20 protein-coding genes are annotated in these 22,518 nt (G+C 45.7%); 6 read left to right on the forward strand and 14 right to left on the reverse strand.

The window, feature by feature from the left end; translation table 11 throughout:
• Positions 1–19: 19 nt before the first annotated feature.
• Together MNV_RS13935 and thsA are read right to left on the reverse strand one after the other, a co-directional pair.
• The gene (locus MNV_RS13935; protein ID WP_096206560.1) at positions 20–4,030 is read right to left on the reverse strand and encodes a hypothetical protein; all 4,011 of its coding nucleotides are present in this window, start codon (positions 4,028–4,030) and stop codon (positions 20–22) included.
• A gap of 214 nt (positions 4,031–4,244) precedes the next feature.
• Entirely contained in the window at positions 4,245–5,849 is a 1,605-nt protein-coding gene (gene thsA / locus MNV_RS13940) for a thermosome subunit alpha (protein WP_096206580.1), read from the reverse strand.
• 283 nt (positions 5,850–6,132) lie between these two features.
• On the opposite strand from thsA, the gene MNV_RS13945 reads away from it, so the two are divergent.
• Positions 6,133–6,777: a DUF4013 domain-containing protein gene (locus tag MNV_RS13945; protein ID WP_096206561.1), complete on the forward strand. Its 645-nt coding sequence runs from the start codon at positions 6,133–6,135 to the stop codon at positions 6,775–6,777.
• A gap of 198 nt (positions 6,778–6,975) precedes the next feature.
• On the opposite strand, the gene MNV_RS13950 is transcribed toward MNV_RS13945, so the two are convergent.
• Together MNV_RS13950 and MNV_RS13955 are read right to left on the reverse strand one after the other, a co-directional pair.
• Entirely contained in the window at positions 6,976–7,509 is a 534-nt protein-coding gene (locus MNV_RS13950; protein ID WP_096206562.1) for a glycerophosphodiester phosphodiesterase, read from the reverse strand.
• A gap of 192 nt (positions 7,510–7,701) precedes the next feature.
• Positions 7,702–8,091, reverse strand: coding sequence for a VOC family protein (locus tag MNV_RS13955; protein ID WP_096206563.1), 390 nt, complete (start codon positions 8,089–8,091; stop codon positions 7,702–7,704).
• A gap of 258 nt (positions 8,092–8,349) precedes the next feature.
• Here MNV_RS13955 and MNV_RS13960 point away from each other — a divergent pair, with 258 nt between their 5' ends.
• The 5 genes from MNV_RS13960 to MNV_RS13985 all read left to right on the forward strand — a co-directional run bounded on the left by MNV_RS13960 (position 8,350) and on the right by MNV_RS13985 (position 12,152).
• Positions 8,350–9,126, forward strand: coding sequence for a hypothetical protein (locus MNV_RS13960; RefSeq protein ID WP_096206564.1), 777 nt, complete (start codon positions 8,350–8,352; stop codon positions 9,124–9,126).
• Positions 9,127–9,187: 61 nt separating this feature from the next.
• A complete protein-coding gene (locus MNV_RS19085; RefSeq protein ID WP_143311802.1) occupies positions 9,188–9,919 on the forward strand; it encodes a hypothetical protein in 732 nt (243 codons plus the stop codon).
• Positions 9,903–10,268: a roadblock/LC7 domain-containing protein gene (locus MNV_RS13975; protein WP_096206567.1), complete on the forward strand. Its 366-nt coding sequence runs from the start codon at positions 9,903–9,905 to the stop codon at positions 10,266–10,268. The genes MNV_RS19085 and MNV_RS13975 overlap by 17 nt, the downstream gene beginning before the upstream one ends.
• Before the next feature lie 94 nt (positions 10,269–10,362).
• Complete coding sequence (gene serA / locus MNV_RS13980) at positions 10,363–11,931, forward strand: phosphoglycerate dehydrogenase (protein WP_096206568.1); 1,569 nt, start codon at positions 10,363–10,365, stop codon at positions 11,929–11,931.
• Positions 11,932–11,966: 35 nt separating this feature from the next.
• Positions 11,967–12,152, forward strand: coding sequence for a hypothetical protein (locus MNV_RS13985; RefSeq protein WP_096206569.1), 186 nt, complete (start codon positions 11,967–11,969; stop codon positions 12,150–12,152).
• Between the two features lie 44 nt (positions 12,153–12,196).
• On the opposite strand, the gene MNV_RS13990 is transcribed toward MNV_RS13985, so the two are convergent.
• The 10 genes from MNV_RS13990 to MNV_RS14035 all read right to left on the reverse strand — a co-directional run bounded on the left by MNV_RS13990 (position 12,197) and on the right by MNV_RS14035 (position 22,373).
• On the reverse strand, positions 12,197–13,162 hold the full coding sequence (locus MNV_RS13990) for a beta-ribofuranosylaminobenzene 5'-phosphate synthase (protein WP_096206570.1): 966 nt from the start codon (positions 13,160–13,162) through the stop codon (positions 12,197–12,199).
• Positions 13,163–13,165: 3 nt separating this feature from the next.
• Positions 13,166–14,038, reverse strand: coding sequence for an ATP phosphoribosyltransferase (hisG, locus tag MNV_RS13995; RefSeq protein ID WP_096206571.1), 873 nt, complete (start codon positions 14,036–14,038; stop codon positions 13,166–13,168).
• A gap of 91 nt (positions 14,039–14,129) precedes the next feature.
• On the reverse strand, positions 14,130–16,037 hold the full coding sequence (locus MNV_RS14000) for a threonine--tRNA ligase (RefSeq protein ID WP_096206572.1): 1,908 nt from the start codon (positions 16,035–16,037) through the stop codon (positions 14,130–14,132).
• Between the two features lie 402 nt (positions 16,038–16,439).
• Positions 16,440–17,060, reverse strand: coding sequence for a V-type ATP synthase subunit D (locus tag MNV_RS14005; protein WP_096206573.1), 621 nt, complete (start codon positions 17,058–17,060; stop codon positions 16,440–16,442).
• A 7-nt stretch (positions 17,061–17,067) separates the two neighbouring features.
• On the reverse strand, positions 17,068–18,456 hold the full coding sequence (locus MNV_RS14010) for an ATP synthase subunit B (RefSeq protein WP_096206574.1): 1,389 nt from the start codon (positions 18,454–18,456) through the stop codon (positions 17,068–17,070).
• A gap of 1 nt (position 18,457) precedes the next feature.
• Positions 18,458–20,194 (reverse strand): ATP synthase subunit A, encoded by a 1,737-nt coding sequence (locus MNV_RS14015; RefSeq protein WP_096206575.1) that lies wholly within the window; start codon positions 20,192–20,194, stop codon positions 18,458–18,460.
• Between the two features lie 32 nt (positions 20,195–20,226).
• Positions 20,227–20,526, reverse strand: a complete 300-nt coding sequence (locus MNV_RS14020) for a V-type ATP synthase subunit F (RefSeq protein WP_096206576.1) — start codon at positions 20,524–20,526, stop codon at positions 20,227–20,229.
• On the reverse strand, positions 20,527–21,546 hold the full coding sequence (locus tag MNV_RS14025; protein WP_096206581.1) for a V-type ATP synthase subunit C: 1,020 nt from the start codon (positions 21,544–21,546) through the stop codon (positions 20,527–20,529).
• An 8-nt stretch (positions 21,547–21,554) separates the two neighbouring features.
• Entirely contained in the window at positions 21,555–22,106 is a 552-nt protein-coding gene (locus tag MNV_RS14030; protein ID WP_096206577.1) for a V-type ATP synthase subunit E, read from the reverse strand.
• A gap of 9 nt (positions 22,107–22,115) precedes the next feature.
• Entirely contained in the window at positions 22,116–22,373 is a 258-nt protein-coding gene (locus MNV_RS14035; RefSeq protein ID WP_096206578.1) for an ATPase, read from the reverse strand.
• Between the last annotated feature and the right edge of the window lie 145 nt (positions 22,374–22,518).

Here is a 22,518-nt window from a genome sequence, read left to right on the forward strand (position 1 = left end):
AGCTATCCCTCCGGTGAACTCAACCTCTCCTCATTCTGAAAATAACCACTGCTAAAAATAACGAAACAGCAAGAACAGGCAACAAGGCTGCTCTGGATTCTCCCCCGGTACCTTGCACCACAAAAGTGACAGCCTCCTCAGGACCCCATTTATTGTTCCGCTCCATAGCCCTGACATAGATCGTATGGTCTCCCGGCGCAAGTCCGGAGGTATCAAGCGTGGCAGTAATCTCTTCTGTCTGGTCATCAAAAGAGCCATCCGTCGCAGCCATTGGAAATGCTCTGGCAGATGAGTCGATATAATACTCGGCAGCTCTGACCTTCATCAGGTATCCCGCCATGATGGTGGCTTTAATTGTGATATTTTCCCCTGGAACGACCTCTTTTTTTGACAATGACAGGTCCTTTATGGTCGGCACTACATCGAACCGCAGTAACTTATGGGTATTCTCTATATGACATGACCTGCAATTCTCCTGACTGCCGTGTTTTTCATCCCCTATGTATGTGGCATTGAAAAACGGCGTCTGCTGCTCTACATGGCAGGATTTGCACTCCCTGGGTGACCTGTAGTTCGCAGGGTGCCGTTCCGGCTCCTTCCCGGTCCCGTGGCATGCCCAGCAGGCTTTATTAATAGCAGCAACACTGCCAGGAGCCTCCGGGTTGATTCCGGTATGTGCCCCCAGCTCACCTACATTGTGGCAGGAAACGCAATCCGGGCCTCCGCCCCTGCCCTGCTGCAGCAGCGGTACATGCAGATTTGTGGGAATCCTTCCTGTCAGGAACGTATCATTTTCCCACAGCCAGCTTGTATTATATCCCGAAATAGTGGTGTTATCATTTATTTCTTCTATTTCTTTTATTTCGGGCGAGAGGGCAAGGATGTCTTCAAGAACCACAACACCCGGCGTTCCCGCCTGTATTTCGGCAACTTTCGCCCTGAATAATGTTATGTTTTTACGTTCTATCCCCAGTTCCATATCCGGCTCGTACACGAACATGTTCCCGCGCTCCACGATTTCCGTATAATTGCTATCGTTGCCGCCAGCCTGCAGCAAGAATCTGGCTGAGGCGCTTTTATTATCTATGCCTTCAAGAGTAAAGCTGTAATTCCCGGCAAGTTCCCATTTACCTCCCTCTCTTAATGTCATTCGTTTGCTTCTTTCTATATCGCTGTGTGCATCGGCAGGCGTCATGTTAGTCAGGAGCCGGAGAGCCTGTTCCTGGTAAAACTCATTTTTATCAGAAGAGTTAAAGAATACCTCAGTATAAAATAGTTTATCATCTATCCGGTCAATCACTGTGTATTTGCGCCTTACGGCATCACCGCTGAAATGGCACTGGTAGCAGGAAGTTGTTTTGTTCTCGTAATGCAGTCTTTTTATCCTGGTGCCGTCGAACTGTATAAAGCTCTCATTGTCGGAAACGAACATCCCCGTGATATTGAGTATGAGTACGGGGATCCTGGTGGTTGCGTTATCTACCATGCGATACTCTTCGTAGATGTATTTTCCAGTATTCACAAGTCCTTTATCCACCAGTGCATCAGCCTTATATAACTCCATATTGGCGCTACCCCGCTTGGTTGATATTCCCGTTACCTTTATCCTGTATCCAATACCGAGTTCAACGAATTCCCCTTCGCGGGCAGTGAATTTATTATTCAACTTATCAAGTTCGATCATGGATGTCCTGTTTTTATTTATCTCGGTGGCGTTACCCCATTTTTCTGAATTGTCCTTATCGAGATGGCAGTAGATACAATTCATGGAGCCTATCAGATTCCCGGTGGTAGCGTAGTGGGAAACGGATGCGTTAAGGTTTTCACCCGCTTCAGTTAAGCTATTGGAATGACAGGATTCACAGGGAACTTTTGTAGAAATATTGAAATTCGTGGTGTTTTCGGGATTGCCATTAAGGGCAGCATCCTTAAAATGAGAATAAACCATGGGCGCCCTGAAGGACTGGGAAAGGGAATGGCAGTCATTATTGCTGCACCTGCGCGGGTTTCTATATCTTAACGGGTGTCCTGCCGGCTCATTACCCTCGCCGTGGCATGCCCAGCAGGCTTTATCCGCTATCTCTGAAAGCATTGTGTTGTTCGTTGCATTGCTGTTGAGATTCTCGTGCACACCCACCTTGAACGCTGAAAAATTTATCCGTTTTGGAGCTATCCCGTTTATATCATGGCACAGTGCGCAGTCAGTACCCCCCCCGGATGCCGAACCTGTGGCAACATTATGCATGAACCCTGTTATCCCCGCACCCGTTGCCAGGATTCCGTGGCAGCCTTTGCATGCGGCATCATCCATGGTAATATCACTGTGATCAAAATACGCAGGAGCGCTCCGGTTGGCGCCGTAAGTGGCGTTTCCTGTGATCTCAGGAGGAACGGATAAGTTATCCCCCGTGAAGGTACTTACCGTATCATTATAGGTATTTGCGCCGCTGGCATAGCCCTGCCAGTGGCATGAGGCGCACCACGAGGTACCATCAATGGTTGAGTTCACGGTATTATTGCCTTCCCACAGGGATGGTCTGCCCAGAGCGGCGGTCTTATGCAGCGTATCGCCGTGGCAGTACTTGCATGATGAAAGCTGGGCGCTCCCATCAGTCCCATTCATCCAGTAACCGGATGTCGCATTCCACTTCATTCCTGCAAGAGCATCGTTGCTGTGATTCAGGGGGTTTGAAACCTGCGGGGCACTTCCTGTAAGGGCTCCTGCCTTTGGCTGCGAAAGTAACGCGCTCAGGAAAGAAGAGTTCTGGTGGCAGTTCGTGCAGTTGCCCCTGTTAGCGTTCTCAGAACCCTGTATATATGTTGCATTCTGCGCGAATACCTTTATCGCATGGGCGTCCTGAGAATGGCAGACCGTGCAGCTTACACTGTCGTTATGTTTTTTACGTGCAGTGTGACATGCGGTGCACTGCTGGTATTCGGTGAATGAGTTTGATGTTTCTATGGCATTGTATGGCTTGGACACGTTGTGCATACCGTTATGGCACATGATGCAGGGTATGTTCATGCCTGCATTGTGCGCCGTTATGTTCGTATCAGTCAATGGCTGGTAGGAAAAACCACTTGATGCCGTCTGGGAGAAAGTTTTTACGGTGAGATTATTATTCTTCATTGGATGGCAGTTGTAGCACCGGAGGATTGGCATTGTGCCGCTGTTAAAAGCTGCATGACAGCCTGTACAGGGTACTTTGCCACTGTGGACCCCTGACGGGTATTGAGATGCTGCCTGTACCCTGCTGCTGTGGTTGCGGTATATACCGTCATAGCCCCGGTGGCATGTAAGGCATTCTCCGTTTCCTATAAAACCTCCGCCAAGACCATGGCTGGTAGCATTATGGAAGTTATCCCACGCATGCAGGTAAGGGGAATTCTGGATACTCCCGGCTGCAAACGTACTTGCATTCTTGGAGCCAAAGCCTCCCTGCCAGTATTGCGATGCATGGCAACCGCTGCCGCTTGAACCGCAGCCCCACTCGTCGTAGATGAAGTTATAATTCCCGGCCACAGGTGTACCATCTACGGTTGCACTTGTATTTATCGTGTAAACCCCCTCGCTTCCGCTGCCGTTGAAGCGCAGCCACCTGTTCATATCCTGATCAAAAGCTGCAATACCGAAACTGTTAGTGATATTGGTTTTTTCCAGGACAACCGTGCCATTCGGGAAAAGAAGCTGGCTCGTTACAGTTATGTTCCGGGCTGCTCTGCCCGATGAGTTGATCAGGAGTGCATACCATCGGATAGTCGTACTCTCACCCTGCCACTGGTCGCCCCTATCGGTGATTCCAGCAGCCCCTCCGTCCCAGCCGCTTGGGTCGTCCAGGATGACAAGCCTGTTGGTGGTGAGGTTCATCTGCGGAGTACCGGTGGCGGCTACTGTGAACGGTGATGCTGCCGCTGCCCCTGATAGCACAATAAATGCAAGTATTATACCTGCCAAAAAGTATAATCCAAAATCAGTGATGATCATCGTAAATAAGAATGACCGGAAATCCAGCATCCATTCAACCCCCATCCTTCATGACGCTCTGCTCACCCTCTGATATCTTTTGTTTCCCTGGCTCTTCTACCATCCCCTCACATAAGTATTGGAAGACCGGGCTTATAAAACTATTTGTTCACCTGTGTTGAAAATGTACACCGGCGACTGACTGTAATATGCAGCAGTTCCAAAGGTCAGGAAGCCACAGAGTGGAGCTTATAAAAATTAAGGATAAAGAAAAAGCAGATTAATCAAGATCGCTCAGGTCAGGCTTCTTCTTGGGATGCTCGTCTTTTGCTGACGCCATCACATCGTCAATGCGAAGTATCATGGACGCAGCCTCTGTAGACGATGATATCGCCTGTGTTTTCACACGAAGCGGCTCAATGACATCATTCTTAAGCATATCCACAGGCTTGCCTTCATTTACGTCAAGACCGGCGTTCTTATTGCCTTTCTCATGCTGCCTCCGGAGCTCCGTAAGCATATCGATGGCGTCCAGCCCTGCATTTTCCGCAAGGGTCTTGGGGATTATCTCAAGTGAATCCGCGAACTTATTGACAGCAAGCTGCTCCCTTCCTTCAAGCGTGGATGCGTATTCGCGAAGGCGCAGAGCCAGTTCAGTCTCGGCAGCCCCGCCGCCTGCGACTATTTTCCCGTCTTCGATGGTTACGCCAACAACGCGCAGGGCATCGTGCATGGCGCGATGAAGGCTTGTTACAACATGTTCAGTTCCTCCGCGCAGCAGTATCGAATATGTGTCGGGATTCTTGCATCCTGTAATGAATATCATCTCACCGTTCCCGACCATCTTCTCTTCGACAAGTCCTGCCAGTCCCAGGGCTTCGGGTTTGACCTCGTCCAGACTGGAAATGATTTTCCCGCCTGTCGCCCTTGATAACTTCAACAGGTCGTTCTTCTTGACCCTGTGGGTAACGAAAACGCCTGCCTTGGCAAGGAAATAGCGTGCAGTGTCATCAACTCCTTTCTGACAGAACACAGCATTGGCCCCGCTTTTGATGACCTTATCAGCAGCCTGCCGTATCTGTCTTTCTTCCTGCTCAAGGAACATGCGCGTCTGCCCTGGCGCTTCAATGGATATCTCGGATTTTGTCTCCGCTTTCCTGACCTCTATGGGCGTGGCGAGTATCGCTATCTTCGCGTTCTCAATACGTACAGGCATGCTCTGGTGGGTCTTTGTTTTATCCAGGACTATGCCGGCGACAAGCTCGCTGTCCTCAACGCTTCCTTCCCCGCGCCTTTCGATAGAGATGTCCTTGATGTTCACTTTCTTGCTCCCGTTCTCCTGTTTTACTACCGATTTCACGGCTGTAACCACAAGCTCTGAGAGTTTTTCCCGTGAGAATTCAATGCCTTTCCCGGTCAGCGCAGTCCGGGCTATCTTGTGCAGATGCTCATCTGTTGAATCTATGGCAATATCTGAGAGGAGTTCTTTTGCTTTATGCTCTGCAAGATTATACCCGCTGATAATTGTCGTAGGATGAAGCCCCTGCTCCATCAGCACCTCCGCGCCTTTTAGCAGTTCCCCTGTCAGGACAGCGGCAGTTGTTGTGCCGTCACCGACCTCATCATCCTGCGTTTTCGCCACCTCGGCCACTAACTTTGCAGCCGGGTGTTTGATGTTCATCTCATCGAGTATCGTAGCTCCGTCGTTAGTGATCGTTACAAGCCCTGCAGGGTCTGTGAGCATCTTGTCCATGCCCCTGGGACCCAGAGTGGTCCGCACAGCCTCTGCCACAGCCCGCGCAGCCATTATATTGCTGCGTTTTGCCTCTTCTCCGCGTGTTCTTTCTGTTCCTTTCTTTAAAATGATGATTGGCTGTCCGCCCATTTGACCTGCCATGAATTTTACCTCCTGGTATAAATATGATCAGTTCTGCTTTTTCCTGTCGTAAGGTCAAAGCCTGCCTGTGTTTTTATTGTTTCATGTTTGTAGTTCGATAAAAAGTTTTCGGCTATGCAGAACCCATCCATCAATTCCAACTTCTCAAATTACATATTGCTTATTGGATGGGCTCGTTATAGAGGAAAGGTTTAATAATAATTAATAATGATATATCTGAGCTTGTAAGTGCTGTGAAGACATTTATAAAAGCAAAGAAGAGGTGCGGATTATGGATATTGAAGAGGAAGTTAAGTTCCCGACAAAAGATAGCGAATGGATCGTGAAAGTTTTGATCGGAGGTGTACTTGGGATAATCCCGATTATAAATTTGATAGAGTACGGGTATATCCTGAAAGTGATGAAAGGAGCCATTGATGGTAATCCCGGCATGCCGAAATGGGATGAATGGGGCAATTTATTCATCAACGGATTGATAGGATTTGTTATATGGCTTATTTATATGATAATCCCCATCCTGATAGTTTCCGTGTCTGCAGGTGGGATAATGGCGGCTGCCTTCACCGGTAATATGAACCTTATGGCTGGGATGATGGCAGGCGCGATAGGAGGCATTTTAATCGGTCTATTACTGGCTCTGGTCTTCGGGTTCATGGTTCCGATGGCTCTTGCCATGTACACGAAAGAGAACTCCTTTGGCGCAGCGTTCAGGTTCGGAGAGGTGTTTTCAAGGATCAAATCAGTATTTGGCGATTATGTTACAGTATATATTGTTCTGATCGTCCTGTTGTTTATCCTGGGGCTGCTGAACTTTATACCACTCCTGGGTTTCCTGATAATGATTTTCGGGATTTTCTATGTGTCTGTGGTGACGTTCAATATGTTCGGGAAGGTGTATACAAGGTCAAGCGCGTAAAACAGGCGCTTGCTATAGAACACGGATTGCATGGATGACACGGATGCGCACGGATCGATCGTATCCGTGTCATCCGTGCAATCCGTGTCATCCGTGTTCCTTTTAAATTTTATCCGAACCCTGGATAAAATGCTATAATTATGAGCCTGTTAACAGAGAAAAGATAAAGAAAGAAATCCGGTAGTGCATTATGAATCGTCAGGATTTCTGCATCAGCTTTTCAGTCGCAATCCAGATACAGATAACAGTGAATGGATAGGTTACTAACCATCCAACTCTTAATGCGCCTCCAATGCCATTAATCACAAAAAGTACAACCCCGATTATTATCGTGAACTGGAAGTTCTCTCTCCCTATCCTGTAACTTTTCTTAAGAGAATCTATAGCCCCGGATTTTGTTGATATGGCTATAGGGATCGCATACTGGAAAAGGAACATGAGAATCAATCCCGGGATTACAAGAAGGATAAGACCGGCCAGTATTGCCAGCCCGCCAATTATGAACATTACCCAGCTGGTTACGAAATAGTCAAAACCCTTGAATACATCTGAGATTTTTATTTCTTCTCCTTTAATTATCTTCTGTGCCATTATGTATAGCCCGAATACCAAAGGCGGTATCGTTACTATCAGTATTGAAACAACAGCAGCTATCACAGTTGCAACAATAAATGTCGCAAATTGTTTTTTATAAATGTTATAGCCTTCGTTTAAAATATCTTCAACCTGCATGATTCAAACTCCACTAATTAAATATTTCAATACAATGTATATAAAGATGCCTGCTTTTGATGTCTATCAAAAATCAGTGCGCTGCCTTCATCGGCTTGCGCGGCGCGCCGAACTGTGTAAAAATTATTATCAATATATACCGCTTTTGTAATCCCTGCGAATCAGTGTCACCAATGAAATAAATCGATATATTTATTCTGATTTCTTTACATCCTCCCACAAACCAATTACATTCCCCTCGGTATCGGCAACCCGCGCATAAAAACCGAAATCTTCTACAGGCGATTTATGCCCGACCACCTTACCGCCAGCCTTTTCAATTTTTTTAAGATACTCGTCTATAGAAGGGACACTTATCACTATTGACTGGCATTCCTCCGGACTTTCTCTTAAATACAGGGCGCCATTGATCGCTCCGGGTTCCTCCGGCATGCCCTTTTCATCAACAGCCACAGTTGTCGCAAGCTGGTAGTCCATCCCCGCCACTGTTTCTTCTATCTCCCAGCCGAAGATGCTCTTATAGAATTTCATTGCCCGTTCCATGTTTTCCACAGGTATGTGAAAATGCGTCACTTTATCCATTTAAGTTCACCCCTCTAATTAAATGACTATCCTTATCATACTTAAAATTTGCCTCTTAATCCCTGGAGGGCTAAAGACAGGGCTCATCGCTGCAGGAATTTTCGTAATTGGTCACTGAATGGCAGATTCGGTCTCCGGTTCATAAGCCGGCAGTTTGGCCCGGAGTAAAAGCTGGAGTTATTGTTATTATTTAATCTATAAATAGTGCTATATTCCAATGGTTAAATTTAAGTTGAACCGTAACTATATATTAAATGAATGGATTCGGACAAAATAAATATAAAAGCACTTAAAACAACGATATTCGGAATTGCTAAAAATAACGGTGCAACATTGCCTGAGATAGTAAAAAATAAAAAACTAAAATCCGATGTCGTTAAAGACCATGTTATTTTCTTAAAAAACCTGGGTTTATTTGACCTTGAGAACTGCGAAGTTACGCCTGCGAGGGAAAACCGGAACTCTAAATCCGTGTTCATCAGATTCAAACCGAATATCGAAACTTTACAAAAAATTGCTAATGTGTTTGATTATAAAGAACTATCAAAATTGATGATAACAAAATACTATAAAGATAACCTGGAAAACTACTGTAAGCTCCTAATCGGTTTATTGAACGAAAACAGGCTCTACCAGTTACCCGACCCTGATTATTTTGAATACGGCATGAGATGTTCGCCATCTGTGGTCCGATTTTTCATAGTTGATAACGACATGAGCTCATTAAAGTCTTTATATCAAAAAGGTATTGTTTTTGCAAATGAAAAAGAAAAGGATAATACGAGAGTTGAACTGCTTAAAAAATGCAACATGTATTTTATCTGGGATAACATAATATTCGAGAAAATCCAGGAAGATAAGCGAAATAAAATCCTGTTCGATTCGGCTAACTATTTTGCAGGATATCTGCCGTTAGCCAAAAGATCGGTCGATAGATTGCTTGAGTTAAACGGTCTTGTAAAAAAAGAAGGGATTGAGGATGCCCTTTTAAATTCCGGACTTAAAGATTACCTTAAATCCTTGCTTCCGGATTAGTTAAATACAGGCGCTTAAACCGAACAACAAATATTTATTCGAAGGAATCACCATTATGATCATGATTGACTTGGCCCGGTATGGACTTGAAGAAAGTGTAGGACTCCACATAATTATATCAAATTTTTTTTGGTGGTTATCGATAATTCTTGTATTCATAGCATACGGATACCGGCGCTTATGGAGCGTGGGTGATATGCCGTGGGCTTTTTTGTTTTTAACGTTCATCTGCTTCGCTATACGCGAACTGGGACATCTTAGCGGATCGCCTCTTATCGGTACTATACGATACATTTTTGGGGTATGGTCTGCAATCTTTATGGCTTCTGCATTCATCAGTTTATATTTGAAAATCTGCCAGAGAAAAAAAGACTCAATGGCCATGACTTATACCCCGTTTATTCTCGTAATCCTGTTCCCGGTTATCGTGCTCTATTTATACATTTCAGGCACCGATGTTTCAGATTTAAAAAAAATAACGGGCAATATTGAAAGTCTTGTATGGATGGCTGCCAGTTCACTTATCATCTACGCCACATATATGCTCGGAACGCGTACAACAGGCGGATTTATCCGGGTATTCATGTTTTTCCAGTTTTCAGCGTTTACAGCTTTTACCTGGAAATTGCTGGGGCTCATTGAAAGCCTGGGCTCCCCGATACCTTATTCCATCCGTGAAATAATTGAGACATTATTCGGCTTGTTTGCAATCGTGTCCATGTATCTACTAATGAGAATGCTGAGAAAATTATCCAGATATATGCATAGCGAGAAATATGGTCACAAAAGCTGAATTATACCTGAAAGTTCTTCAAGAACTGGAAAAAAGCACCACTGACGTGCTCAGTACAGCTATTGTCACACCCGATGGACTGATAATGTCATGTACATCTTCAAACTGTGTGGACAGGGAGACCTTCGCAGCATACAGTGCCGCTACCTTTAAACATGCCGGAGGGGCGATGGGAGAGATCTCAAATGAGATAGCCGATATGTTACTTTCTGAATCGAAAAACCACAGGCTGATAATAATGCGCGCTACTGATTATGCTCTTCTGATAGCCCTGACCGGCAAGAATGCACAGATAGGTGTGTTGCTCTTTGAGATGCAAAAAACAGTCCGGAAAATAAAGGAGCTTTGAACCAGCTTTAACAGGCCGGATGGATTGAAGCATAAGTTAAACGAAAAGCTGAAATGCTTGTAATCCTATTAGACCGTTTTATCTGGTGATATTTGTGAAAGTACTTGTAAGCGACCCTATAGCAGAACAGGGTATCGAGATATTAAAAAATGAAGTTGATGTGGATATAAAAACCGGTCTTCCCCCTGCAGAACTGATAAAAATAATCGGAGATTATGAGGCTCTTATCGTCCGCAGCGAGACCCAGGTGACAAAAGATGTCATCAGTGCGGGCAAGAAATTGAAAATAATAGGGCGCGCCGGGGTCGGAGTGGATAATATAGACGTGAATGCAGCTACTGAAAGGGGTATTATCGTTGTCAATGCTCCGGAAGGCAACACCATTTCGGCTGCGGAACATACGATAGCCATGATGATGGCGATGTCAAGGAATATCCCGCAGGCGAACGCCTCGCTCAAAAGCAAGAAATGGGACAGGAAGAAGTTCATGGGAGTTGAGGTAAGGGATAAGTCCCTGGGCGTAATCGGGCTTGGCAGGATAGGCTCAGAAGTGGCGAAGCGGGCGCAGGGGATGGAAATGAAGATACTTGCTTACGATCCTTTCATATCTGCAGAGAGAGCCAAAGACCTTGGAGTGGACCTCACTACTGTAGAGGACATAGTTAAACGCGCAGATTACATTACTGTGCATACACCTCTCACCAAGGAAACTAAAGACCTTATCAGCACAAAGGAATTTGCAATAATGAAGAAAGGCGCACGTGTCATAAACTGCGCGAGGGGCGGCATTATCAACGAGGAGGCGCTTGCAAAAGCGGTCAAGGACGACATCGTGAGCAGTGCAGCAATCGATGTTTTTACCAAAGAGCCGCCGTTTGACAACCCGCTTCTTGAGCTTGATCACGTTATCGTTACCCCGCATCTTGGCGCATCGACCGAGGAGGCACAGATAAACGTGGCTGTCACAGTGGCGGAGCAGATCGTAAACTCCTTAAAAGGCATGCCAGTCAAGAACGCAATTAACATGCCCTATGTTAAAGCCGAAGTCCTGCAGATACTTGAGCCGTATTTCCCTCTCGCAGAGAAAATGGGGAAATTAGGAACCCAGCTTATCGGGAATTACGAAAAGGTCGAAATAGCGTACTGCGGTGAGATCGCTGACCAGAACGTAGCACCTGTGACCCTTGCTGTGTTGAAGGGACTGCTTGAGCCCATGCTAGGTTCAGGTGTGAATTATGTTAATGCGCCCACGATAGCGAAAGAGCGGAAGATAAAAGTCATAGAAAGCAAGTCAAAGACAGTTGTCGGTTATCCGAGCCAGATCACTTTAAAACTGGGCAGGAAGGGTGAGGACAGGGTACTGAGCGGCACAGTCATAGGAAAGGAGCCACGGATTGTGCAGATCGATAAATACTTTATCGACATCATACCTTCAGGTTACATGATACTGACAAAGATCGAAGACCGTCCTAATATTATCGGACCCTGCTGCATGATACTTGGAAAGAACAACATCAATATCGCAGGGATGCAGGTGGGAAGGATCAAGATCGGCGGCGAGGCAATAATGGTGCTCAATATCGACAGTGATGTGAACGATGATGTACTTAACGAGATCAAGTCAGTTGACGGGATCATAGATGCGAAGCGCGTGATGTTGTAAATACCTTTAACTATCGTATCAACAGTAGAGCTAATATGAATAAAATGTCCATTGAGATCCTGACGGCAGTTGGTTCCGTAGCGGTATTTATAATTTTAATTGTTGCGGCAAAGCTTATCATACCCGCATTTGAAGGCTATGGATTCGCTGCCGCCCTGCTGATATTCGTTGTTATAATGAGTATTGCCGGATTGAAGCTTGCGGAAATCCAGGATAAATAATAAACAGGAAATCAGAGATATAATCCGTTCACATAGGCTTATAATCAAGCGGACTTACAATCACACAGGCTTCGGTTTTCGATTCTTGCTCCCTCATTTCTTGCCTTTGTTATAAATGCCTCCCCATTTTCCCCCAGAAACTCCCCGGCTATTTTCATGAGGCTCCCGGTGTCCTCACCAAACGCATATACCGTGGGACCGAAAGAACTCATTCCTGCGCCGTATGCGCCGCCGTCTCTTAATGCCTGCATTAACTTCTTTGATAACGGCTGAAGTTCCACTTCCTTCTTCTTAAAACTAAGCTTCTGGATCGCATTTATGCTGCTGCCAAAGGTCACAATATCCTCCTCAACAAGTGCAGGAAGCAGTTGCATGAGGATGATATGGGACAACTCCTCCACTTCCCGCAGCGGTACGGGGCAGACTTTTTGGAATATGTTCACCTCGGTCTTGCGCGATGCGCCTTTCTGCTTCGGGACGGCGACTAGGATATCCCAGTCCGGGAAATCTTTTCTTAGCAGGACGGGCGCCGGGGGAAGCCTGCTTGCCGATGACGGCAGGAAACTCTTCTTCTCGCCAAACTTATGCCCGCCGTCAAGGATGAAGCCGCCGCTCTCAAACGCCGACACGCCGATGCCGCTTGTCCCTCCCCGCCCGACCTTTACCGCTATGTCGTACACGCTCAAACCCAGGTCGTATAATATGTTCACAGCCATGCCCGCAGCAAGGGCAGCCTGCGTTCCTGAGCCAAGACCGATATGTGAGGGGTAATCTTTCTCAATGTCGATATGGATTCCTTCACCTTCAGGCAGGAGCAGTGCGGCGCTTTTCATCATGCGTTCGGTATGCTCACTGCTGCCAGTTACCTCTATCCTGTCAGAGTTTTCAGTTTTGATGATGATGGCAGGTTTATCTAAAGTAAGACCGACGCTGCCATCCACACGTCCCCCGGAGGCGTTCATGTCGATAAGTGTGATATGCAGGCGGGATGGGGTGGTTATTTTTAGCATGTATCAGTGTACTATCTTGGTAATATCCATCTCAAGGATATCCTCGGCACCAAGGCTCTTGAGTTTCGGTATGAGGATGTTGATTTCACTCTTGCTAACCACGCTTTCCACGGCATAGTAATCAGATTTATAGAGCTTTGAAACCGTAGGTTTTTTCATGGCAGGAAGCGCGCTTACAACGCTATCCAGTTTCTCCTCGGGGATGTTCATTACTATGAATACCTTTCCCCGCGCCTCAAGCACTGCCAGCAGCAGGATTTTTATCTCCTCTATCTCTTTTCTTTTCGCCGGGTCATTCCAGCTTTTCTTGTTGGCTATGAGTTTCGTATTGGATTCAAGTATAGTGTCCACGATCTTTAACCCGTTTTTACGAAGGGTCGAGCCTGTTTCTGTCAGGTCAACGATCACATCTACGAGTTCCGGGACTTTTGCTTCAGTTGCGCCGTAGGAATACCGTATATCCACAGGTATTCCCAGGTTATCAAAGAACCTCTTTGTGAGCCTGGGATATTCCGTCGAGACCCTGCTTCCCGGTCTGATGTCCTTTCCGCTTTTGATGTCCTGGTTGTTTGGTACAGCTACGACGATCTTAACAATCCCTTCCCCCATTTTACTGTAGAACATATCTGCAATTTCGACAACATCAGACTCGGATTCCATTACCCAGTCCTTTCCTGAAATGCCGAGGTCAAAGTATCCCTCTTCAACGTATTTGGGGATTTCCTGAGGTCGCAGTATCTTTACTTTCTTTATCCTGGGGTCTTTTATTGTAGGATTATATTCACGGTCTGTTTTTTTAATTTCAAGGTCAGCCTGCTTGAATAAGAGTAATGTCTGTTCCTCAAGGCTGCCTTTTGGGATTGCGATGTCAAGCATATTAATTCGCCTTCTACATGAATTTACAGATTAAAAACCTTGCTGCCCTCATTTCACCTGTCTTTAACTGGTCTTGTCCTGTTTGTCCTGATTACACGAACTTCGGTCTTGCAGATAACCGGACTGCCAGCGGAAGCCCTTTAAACGGAAAACCCGAACTCTCATTTGAAATCTTCTTGTTGAGTTCAGCCACTGTCATCTTTACGTTGGCAGGCTTGTTAGGCTGCGATTCGCTTCTTACCGTAACGGTAATGCTGCCGCCTGAGACCTCTTCATCCCCCACGACTGCCACATAAGGGATCCATTCCTTGCCGGCATCGCGTATCTTCTTGCCCACTGTCTCCTCGCGGTCGTCGATATCCACCCTGCAATTCAACTCCCCTGCCACTTTTTCTGCGTATTCCATATGTTTATCCGTAACGGGGATCACTCTAACCTGCGTCGGGGAGAGCCAGACGGGGAACATGGGGACTATGCCTTTTTCCGAGTTCATGTGCGCCTTTTCAAGCAGCGCATAGATGCATCTTTCTATCGCGCCGCTTGGCGAGCAGTGTAAGATAAAGGGTCGTTTCTCCTTTCCGTCCGAATCAATGTACTTTATATCGTACCTTTCGGCGTTCTCAACATCGATCTGGACAGTGGATAACGCGCTGGCTTTGTCCATCGCATCAACGTAGTTGAACTCGAACTTCAGGACAAAGTAGAAGAACCTCTGGTCCCAGAGTTCCACCAGCACAGGCTTATTCACAGTCTTTACAAGCCCGACTATGAAATCTTTGTTCTCCTCATAGAAATCCCGCGTGAACCTGATGGCGACTTCATAATCTTTCAGGTCTATACCTACGTTCGAGAGAACGTCTATGCACATATTGTACTGCTCATTGAACTGGCGCACAGCCCCGTCCATGTCCTTGCACAGCGTATGCATATCCGGCATGGTGAACGCGCGAAGCCGTCGCAGACCGACAAGCTCGCCGCTTTGCTCTTTCCTGAAGCTGTAGCGGGTAAGCTCGACCATCCGCAGCGGCAGGTTCCTGTAGGATATGGTCATATCATGGTTCATAAGGAACTGACCGAAACACGCTGCAAACCGCAGGAAGAGCATCTTCTTATCAGCCTCTATCGAGTACTGCCGTGCCGGGAAGCGGTCAAGGTACTTCTTCAATGTCGGGTGGTTCATGTCGTACATCAGGGGCGTCTCGACCTCCATCGCGCCCATTTTTGCAACTTCACCCAGTACGTAGTTCTCGATAAGGCTCTTCATAAGCCTCCCTTTCGGGTAGAAGCGCAAATTCCCCGGGTCAGAGCCGGGCTCGTAATCAGCAAGCTCAAGCCGCCTCATAAGCTCTACATGCGGCGGTATCTTATCGACAGCCCTGCTCTTGTGTATCTCGTAGTTCACGAATTTCCTGAGGTTATCATGCCCGGTGAAATCAAATCCTTCGGGCTTCAGCAGTTCCCCTTCGGGCGTCAATATATGCCAGTACGAGGTCGCCTTCGCCTCGGACTTCAGCGCCTCCGAAACAATTTCCTCTTTTTCCTCTTTTACTTTTACGACAGTTCCGCATTTTTCATCTCCCGGCCCTATCGTCCTTGAAAGCTCGGACAGCGGATGCCCCTTGCATTTTATGGTAAAGGACTTATACCACCCAAAAGGCGCGCGCTTCACCTCAAAGGATGCATCCTTTAGCAGTTCCTCAAGTTTTTTAAGTGCTTCGATAGCCGCTTTCGGGGATGCAAGGCTTGAACTTAAGTGCGCATAAGGATAGAGCATGACGCGTTTCGTCTTGACCTGCTCGGTTACCTTTTTTATCTCCTCGGCTGTCTGTTTTGACACGTTATCGACATTATCTTCATCGTTCTTCTCGACAGCCACAAAAACGGTCAGAGCCTCTTCCATGCGCCCCTTTTTGAGTTGCTCTTCTATTTTTTCAGCAACAGGCGTACTTCTTTTTGTCTCGTATTCTATGTAATCGGAATGGATGAGTAGTATCTGCATGTTATCACTTTCCTGCATCTACAGCGTGGACAAGCTTAAAGTTTTGTCGGTTTTGAGGGGGGTTGGAGATATTTAGGCATGATGAACATGCTGCTTCGTCAGGAGAATGAATGGTTCAGGTGGAAATGGATGGGAGGTTATTGGAGGGTGTAATGGAATCTGAGAGAGTATCATTTAAAAGCAGTATGTATAGTCATCGTTACATTTGTACGGATTATGGTAAATTATGGTAAATTGTAGTGTGCGACAAGAAGTTGCATCATAAATTGCCACAGTGCTACCCCTTCCACTCGGAGTAACCTTATTATGGCATGCGTCCCCAGCAATGAGGAGGTGTGAAGCCCGTAAGACAATGTGGAAAAACCTGAAAGTCTCATTCAGGTAATCTGCTAAGTAAGAATACTACCCCTTGATCCTCTTCAACCTGAACGTATTCTCACGTTCCATCTCTTCAAGCCTCAGCACAATGAAATCCCTGGCTTCACCAAGCTCAGGGATGACCTTGAACTCAAGAGCATTTACCCTGCGCTTTGTTTTTTCGATATCCTCAAGCAGTTTCTTCATTGTGGTCTCGATCTCAGCTGCCTGGATTATCTTCTCAACAAGAACCTCATAGGAATCTACGGCTTCATCAATACGGGAGCTTGTGCCGATAATACCATAACCATGCTCAGAGAGGCTCTTATGTACGCTTGAAGCTTCGATTTTCGGGACAACTACTCCCATTACGTTCTTACTTTCAAGTTCAAGTTTCGGATTATCCTTAAGGGCAAAAGCAGTGGATTTCACAACCACCACACCATCGACTGATTTGGCGATCGATAGCTTTTGTGTTGCAAGAGCGAACTGCTTCTCAACTTCACTTCTAATGTCTTTTGCCTTCTCAAGTATCTCGAAAAGTTCAAGGATCAGGCCATCCCGCTTCATTTTAAGAAGCTTATGACCGCCCTGGCTGAGCTTGATCTTCTTCTTAAGCTCGATAAGCTCCGAACGTGTTGGTTTTATGTTGTCCTTAATGGCCATGCTACTCTTACTTTCCTTCCTTTGCCTTATGGGCAGGATGATATTTCTGGATATACTTGTTATCTATTCTTGTAAGTTGTGCTTCAGGTAGTTCTGCAAGCAGTTCCCAGCCTATGCTCAGTGTTGTCTCTATGTCCCTGTTCTCATCAACACCCTGGCGCACGAACCTGTCTTCGAACATGTCCGCAAATTCAAGGAATTTCTTGTCCCTGTCAGAAAGGGCATCCTTGCCCACGATAGCAACTAAGCCTCTTAAGTCCTTGCCTTCAGCATATGCGGCATAACACTGGTCAGAGACGGCTTTATGGTCTTCCCTTGTTCTGGTAGCGCCAATTCCGGAGTTCATCAGCCTTGATAATGAGGGCAGTACATTTACAGGCGGATATATTCCTTTCCTGTGAAGTTCTCTTGAAATGACTATCTGGCCCTCGGTGATATATCCTGAAAGATCAGGGATTGGATGCGTGATATCGTCACCAGGCATGGATAAAATAGAGAACTGGGTAACTGATCCTTTTCTTCCCTTCACGACGCCAGCGCGTTCGTATAATGAGGCAAGATCAGTGTACATGTATCCTGGATAACCTCTTCTTCCTGGCACTTCTTCACGGGCTGCCCCCATCTGGCGCAGAGCTTCGCAATAATTTGTGATATCTGTAAGTATAACCAGCACATGCATATCATGTTCGTATGCAAGATATTCAGCCGCAGTAAGTGCAAGTCTTGGCGTGATCAGACGCTCAACAGCCGGATCATCTGCAAGATTCAGGAAAACCACTGCCCGCTCAAGCGCGCCTGTGCGCTCAAAGTCAGCCATGAAGTACTGGGCTTCCTCATTGGTGATACCCATTGCAGCAAATACTACTGCAAATGGTTCATTTGATCCCCTGACCCTGGCCTGTCGCGCGATCTGGAGTGCAATCTCATTGTGAGGAAGACCTGAGCCTGAGAAGATCGGAAGTTTCTGTCCGCGAACAAGCGTATTCATTCCATCGATCGTGGATATGCCTGTCTGGATGAAATCCTTGGGCGGGAGCCTTGCGTATGGATTGATAGCTGCGCCTGTTATCTCAAGCCTGTCCTCCGGAACGATGCGCGGCCCGCCATCTAAGGGCTCACCAGCTCCTGATAAGATCCTTCCAAGAAGGTCTTTTGAAACAGGCAGCTTGATCGTTTCGCCTGTAAACCTGACACCGCAATCCCTGTTAAGGCCGCCTGTTCCTTCAAAAACCTGTACTACAACGATATCATTGGAAGTATCCAGTACCTGTCCTCTCTTGGTGGTTCCGTCCGGAAGATTGATATTAACCAGTTCATTGTAACCAACCGGTTCTGTTTTTTCCACAAAGATAAGCGGGCCTGAGATCTGGCTGATTGTCTTGTATTCTTTTGTCATGTTACTTACCTCTTAGTTTTGCAAACTCATCTTCCATGGTTTTCAGTATCACGCCAAGCGCTTTGTCAAATTCTTTCTCATATTTGACTTTGGCAAGGTCGTCTTTTGATTTCAATTTCATTATATCTTCGATAGGCGCACCGCCATCCAGTGCATTATGGGCTTTATCGCCCCATGACATGATGGATTTCAATAGTTTGAATTGCTTATCCATCGGGCAGAACGTATCAACTTCATGATAGGCATTCTGCTGCAGGAAATATTCACGGATCATCCTTGCAACCTCAAGGGTCAATTGCTGGTCTTCAGGAAGCGCATCTGAGCCCACTAACTGTACAATTTCCTGGAGTTCCGATTCCTTCTGAAGAAGTTCCATTGCATCATTCCTGAGTTTTACCCAGTCAGGAGACACATGTTCATCATACCATGGCCCAAGAGCTTTGGTATATAATGAATAACTGTTAAGCCAGTTGATTGATGGAAAATGTCTTCTCTGTGCAAGCTTGGCATCAAGAGCCCAGAATACTTTGACGATACGGAGTGTATTTTGCGTAATCGGCTCTGAGAAGTCACCACCAGGAGGCGAAACTGCTCCGATGACTGTAATCGAACCTTCTTTTCCGGACAGGGCTTTTACTTTTCCTGCCCGCTCGTAGAATTCTGATAGTCTTGCTGCAAGATAAGCCGGATATCCTTCTTCACCTGGCATTTCTTCAAGACGTGAGGATATTTCTCTCATGGCTTCTGCCCATCGGGATGTTGAATCGGCCATCAGGGATACATCATATCCCATGTCCCTGTAATACTCAGCGATCGTAATTCCTGTATAAACCGAGGCTTCCCTTGCTGCTACTGGCATATTGGACGTATTTGCGATAAGAACAGTTCGCTCCATTAAAGGCCGGCCTGTTTTTGGATCTTTGATCTCCGGGAATTCATATAGAACATCCGCCATTTCATTGCCGCGTTCGCCGCATCCGATATATACCACGATCTCTGTATCGCTCCATTTTGCAAGCTGCTGCTGCGTAACTGTTTTTCCACTTCCGAACGGGCCGGGAATGGCTGCAGTCCCGCCTTTTGCAACAGGGAAGAGACCATCAAGGATCCTCTGGCCTGTTATCAGTGGTGTGCCCGGTGTCATTTTTTTGCTTACTGGCCTTGGTTTCCTTACAGGCCATTTCTGCATCATTGTGAGTTCCTTGCCGTCTTCAAGGGTACAGATCACTTGATCAACTTTGAATTTTCCTTTCTTTATTTCACTTATGGTTCCTGAAATTGTGGGCGGGACAAGGATCCTGTGCTCGATATTCAATGTTTCCCGAACTGTTCCGATTATATCTCCACCATTAATTTTATCGCCTTTTTTAACCGTGGGTACAAAATCCCATTCTTTCTCGCGGGATAGACCGTTCGCAGAAACACCGCGCTTGATAAAGTCGCCCATCTTTTCCTTTAATACAGGAAGAGGACGCTGGATACCATCGTATATGCTCTCAAGAAGGCCGGGTCCAAGTTCAACAGACAGGGACATGCCAGTATTTTCTACAGGTTCGCCGGGTCTTACTCCCGATGTTTCTTCATAAACCTGTACTGTGGATTTATCTCCTTCAATACCTATAACCTCACCCATCAGGCCTTCATTTCCGACTTTTACCACATCATACATCTTGGTATTTAAGCCGGTGATAATAACGACAGGTCCTGATATCCTATAAATTTCACCTTTATTTTTCATCTGTGACACCTGCTATTTTAATTTAATTAGTATTATTTCCAGAGATCTACACCCACTGCTTGTTTTATCTTATCCCTGAGGTTTGTACTCTCACCTTTTCCGCCGATGGCTATCACTGTTGGCTCAACCGAGTCATCGAGTGTCTGCTGCATATGTGGGGATAACATTCTCAGGTCATCATCATGAACAACAAGAATCGCCACGGTTTTATCATTCAATACGCTCTGGATCTTTGATTCTATATCACTTGACGTTGCATCGAAAATTTTCCGGATGCCTGCAAGCCGAAATCCAATAACAAAATCACTATTTCCAACAACCGCTATTTCCATCTACATCACCAGGTGGGCTTTTATTGTTTCCTCAGGAAGTTTTGTTTCTTTTCCTCGTACAATGATTCGCAGATTATCAACTTCAAGTTTCTTGCTCACTATATAATCAAGAACCGGAAGGATTGAAAGCGGATAATAATATGATATCCTGGTAATATTGACAAGACCGTATTTATCAAGCTGTGTTTCAATATTGATCAGGGAAGTCAGATCATTACTTACGCCTGCTATTGCTTTCCAGTAGGAATATTCTTCAAGGGCCCGCACGAATTCAGGAAAAGGTAGCGCTGCAAGCCTCCCAAGATGTGCTTCTTTAAGTTCAATACCTCCGGGGATCAAAAGTTTGAGGATTTCCTCGCGTTCCATTCCTGCACTTTTCATCCTGAAGAGTATCTTTAAATTCTTCAAATCTATTTCTGTCCTCAGAAATTTCAGGAAAAATCGGTCTTTCGAATTCTCACCTGCTTTTATAAGGTTAGCATAATATAGTTTATCCAGATTATTCTCGATATCGGCCAGAACTCCTTTGTAACCGGAAAGTGCAGGATAATAGGGGGTTTTTGATAAAGCTGCAATAACTCCCTCTACACTTGTGATCTTGATGAGATCCAATAGATCCCTGTATCTTAACTGGCCAGCAGAGACCACATCTTCAAGGATCTCCTCTTCGCTTGCTCCTGAGAATTTCCCGCGCAGTATGGTCTTTATATTCCATATATCCCAGTAGCGGAGATATTCCGTTATTATATAATTTGCCTCATTCTGGGATACTTCGATCAATTTGCGGTAAGTCAAAGCCAGGTTCTGGTTCAATGCATGTTCAAAAAGGTCAGTACCTCTATACTTCTTCCCAAGTTCATCAACCTCGTTCTTATACTCGGATTCCCCGATGAACCGTGTGATCTCAGGTATATCCATGTTAAGGAATTTGGGGTACATCTCCTTGGGGATGAGTTTACCTTTCATAGCCCGAACCCTGGCCACAATATACGCATATTTGACAGCTTGTGATTTTCCCATTCCTTTTTTCACCCAAATAAGATATCGGAAACCTGTTTTAAAGATTGTTCACTGACATTTTTAAGGATCATGTCATACTTGAAGTCCAGAACTACGCTTCCGTCAGCATTTTCCATAACAATGCCGCCGATGCAGTCAATTTCACCAGCAAATTCCAGCTTCGTCATTTTTGAAACTGTTGATTTGTCTTTACTTCTTGAATATATTTTACTGTAGCCTGATTGGTTTTTTTCAATAATCGATTTCAGGATTTTCTGGTTCTTCTCAGCCGGCAGTTTTGAGATCAGTTCTCTGGTTTCCTCATAAACCTCATCAAGGATTTCCTTGCGGGCATTGAGTTTTGCTTTTTTGACCTCAAGATTGGCACTTGACAGCTCCTGCTGCTTTATTCTCTCAATTTCTTTTTTGACAGCTTCTTGTTTGGCAGCTTTTATTTTATCTGCGCTGGCCCGGGCATCTGCAATAATCTTAGAAACTTCCAAAGACGTCTCCTGGTTTATTTTCGAGGCTTCTGCCCTGCCCTTGGCCTTAATTTCCTCAACTATCGCATCAAGTCCCATGTTTTTCCTTTAGAATACGAACAATAAGATCAAAGCGACTACAAGTCCGAAAATTGCTATGGATTCGGGTATAACTGTCATTAAAAGACCTTTACCGAAGAATTTTTCATCTTCTGCCATTGCACCTACTGCTGCGGCTCCAATGGCCTGTTCACCCATACCGGCTCCAATTCCGCAAAGTCCTACTGCTATTCCTGCTCCAATTGCAATTATTCCTTTTGCATTTGCTGCTACAATTGCTGGATCTACCACTGATGGATCTACCATATTTTTTATTCCTCCGTATATTTTCGTTTATGACCAAAGGGAAGGTATTTTGTACCGCCCCCTTCATAAAATTTAAGTGAAAAACTACCACATATTGAAGTCTTAATGAATGGATTCCCGGGCCAAGGATCCCTAATAACAGATT

This window comes from Candidatus Methanoperedens nitratireducens (genome assembly GCF_900196725.1).
Classification (GTDB): domain Archaea; phylum Halobacteriota; class Methanosarcinia; order Methanosarcinales; family Methanoperedenaceae; genus Methanoperedens; species Methanoperedens nitroreducens_A.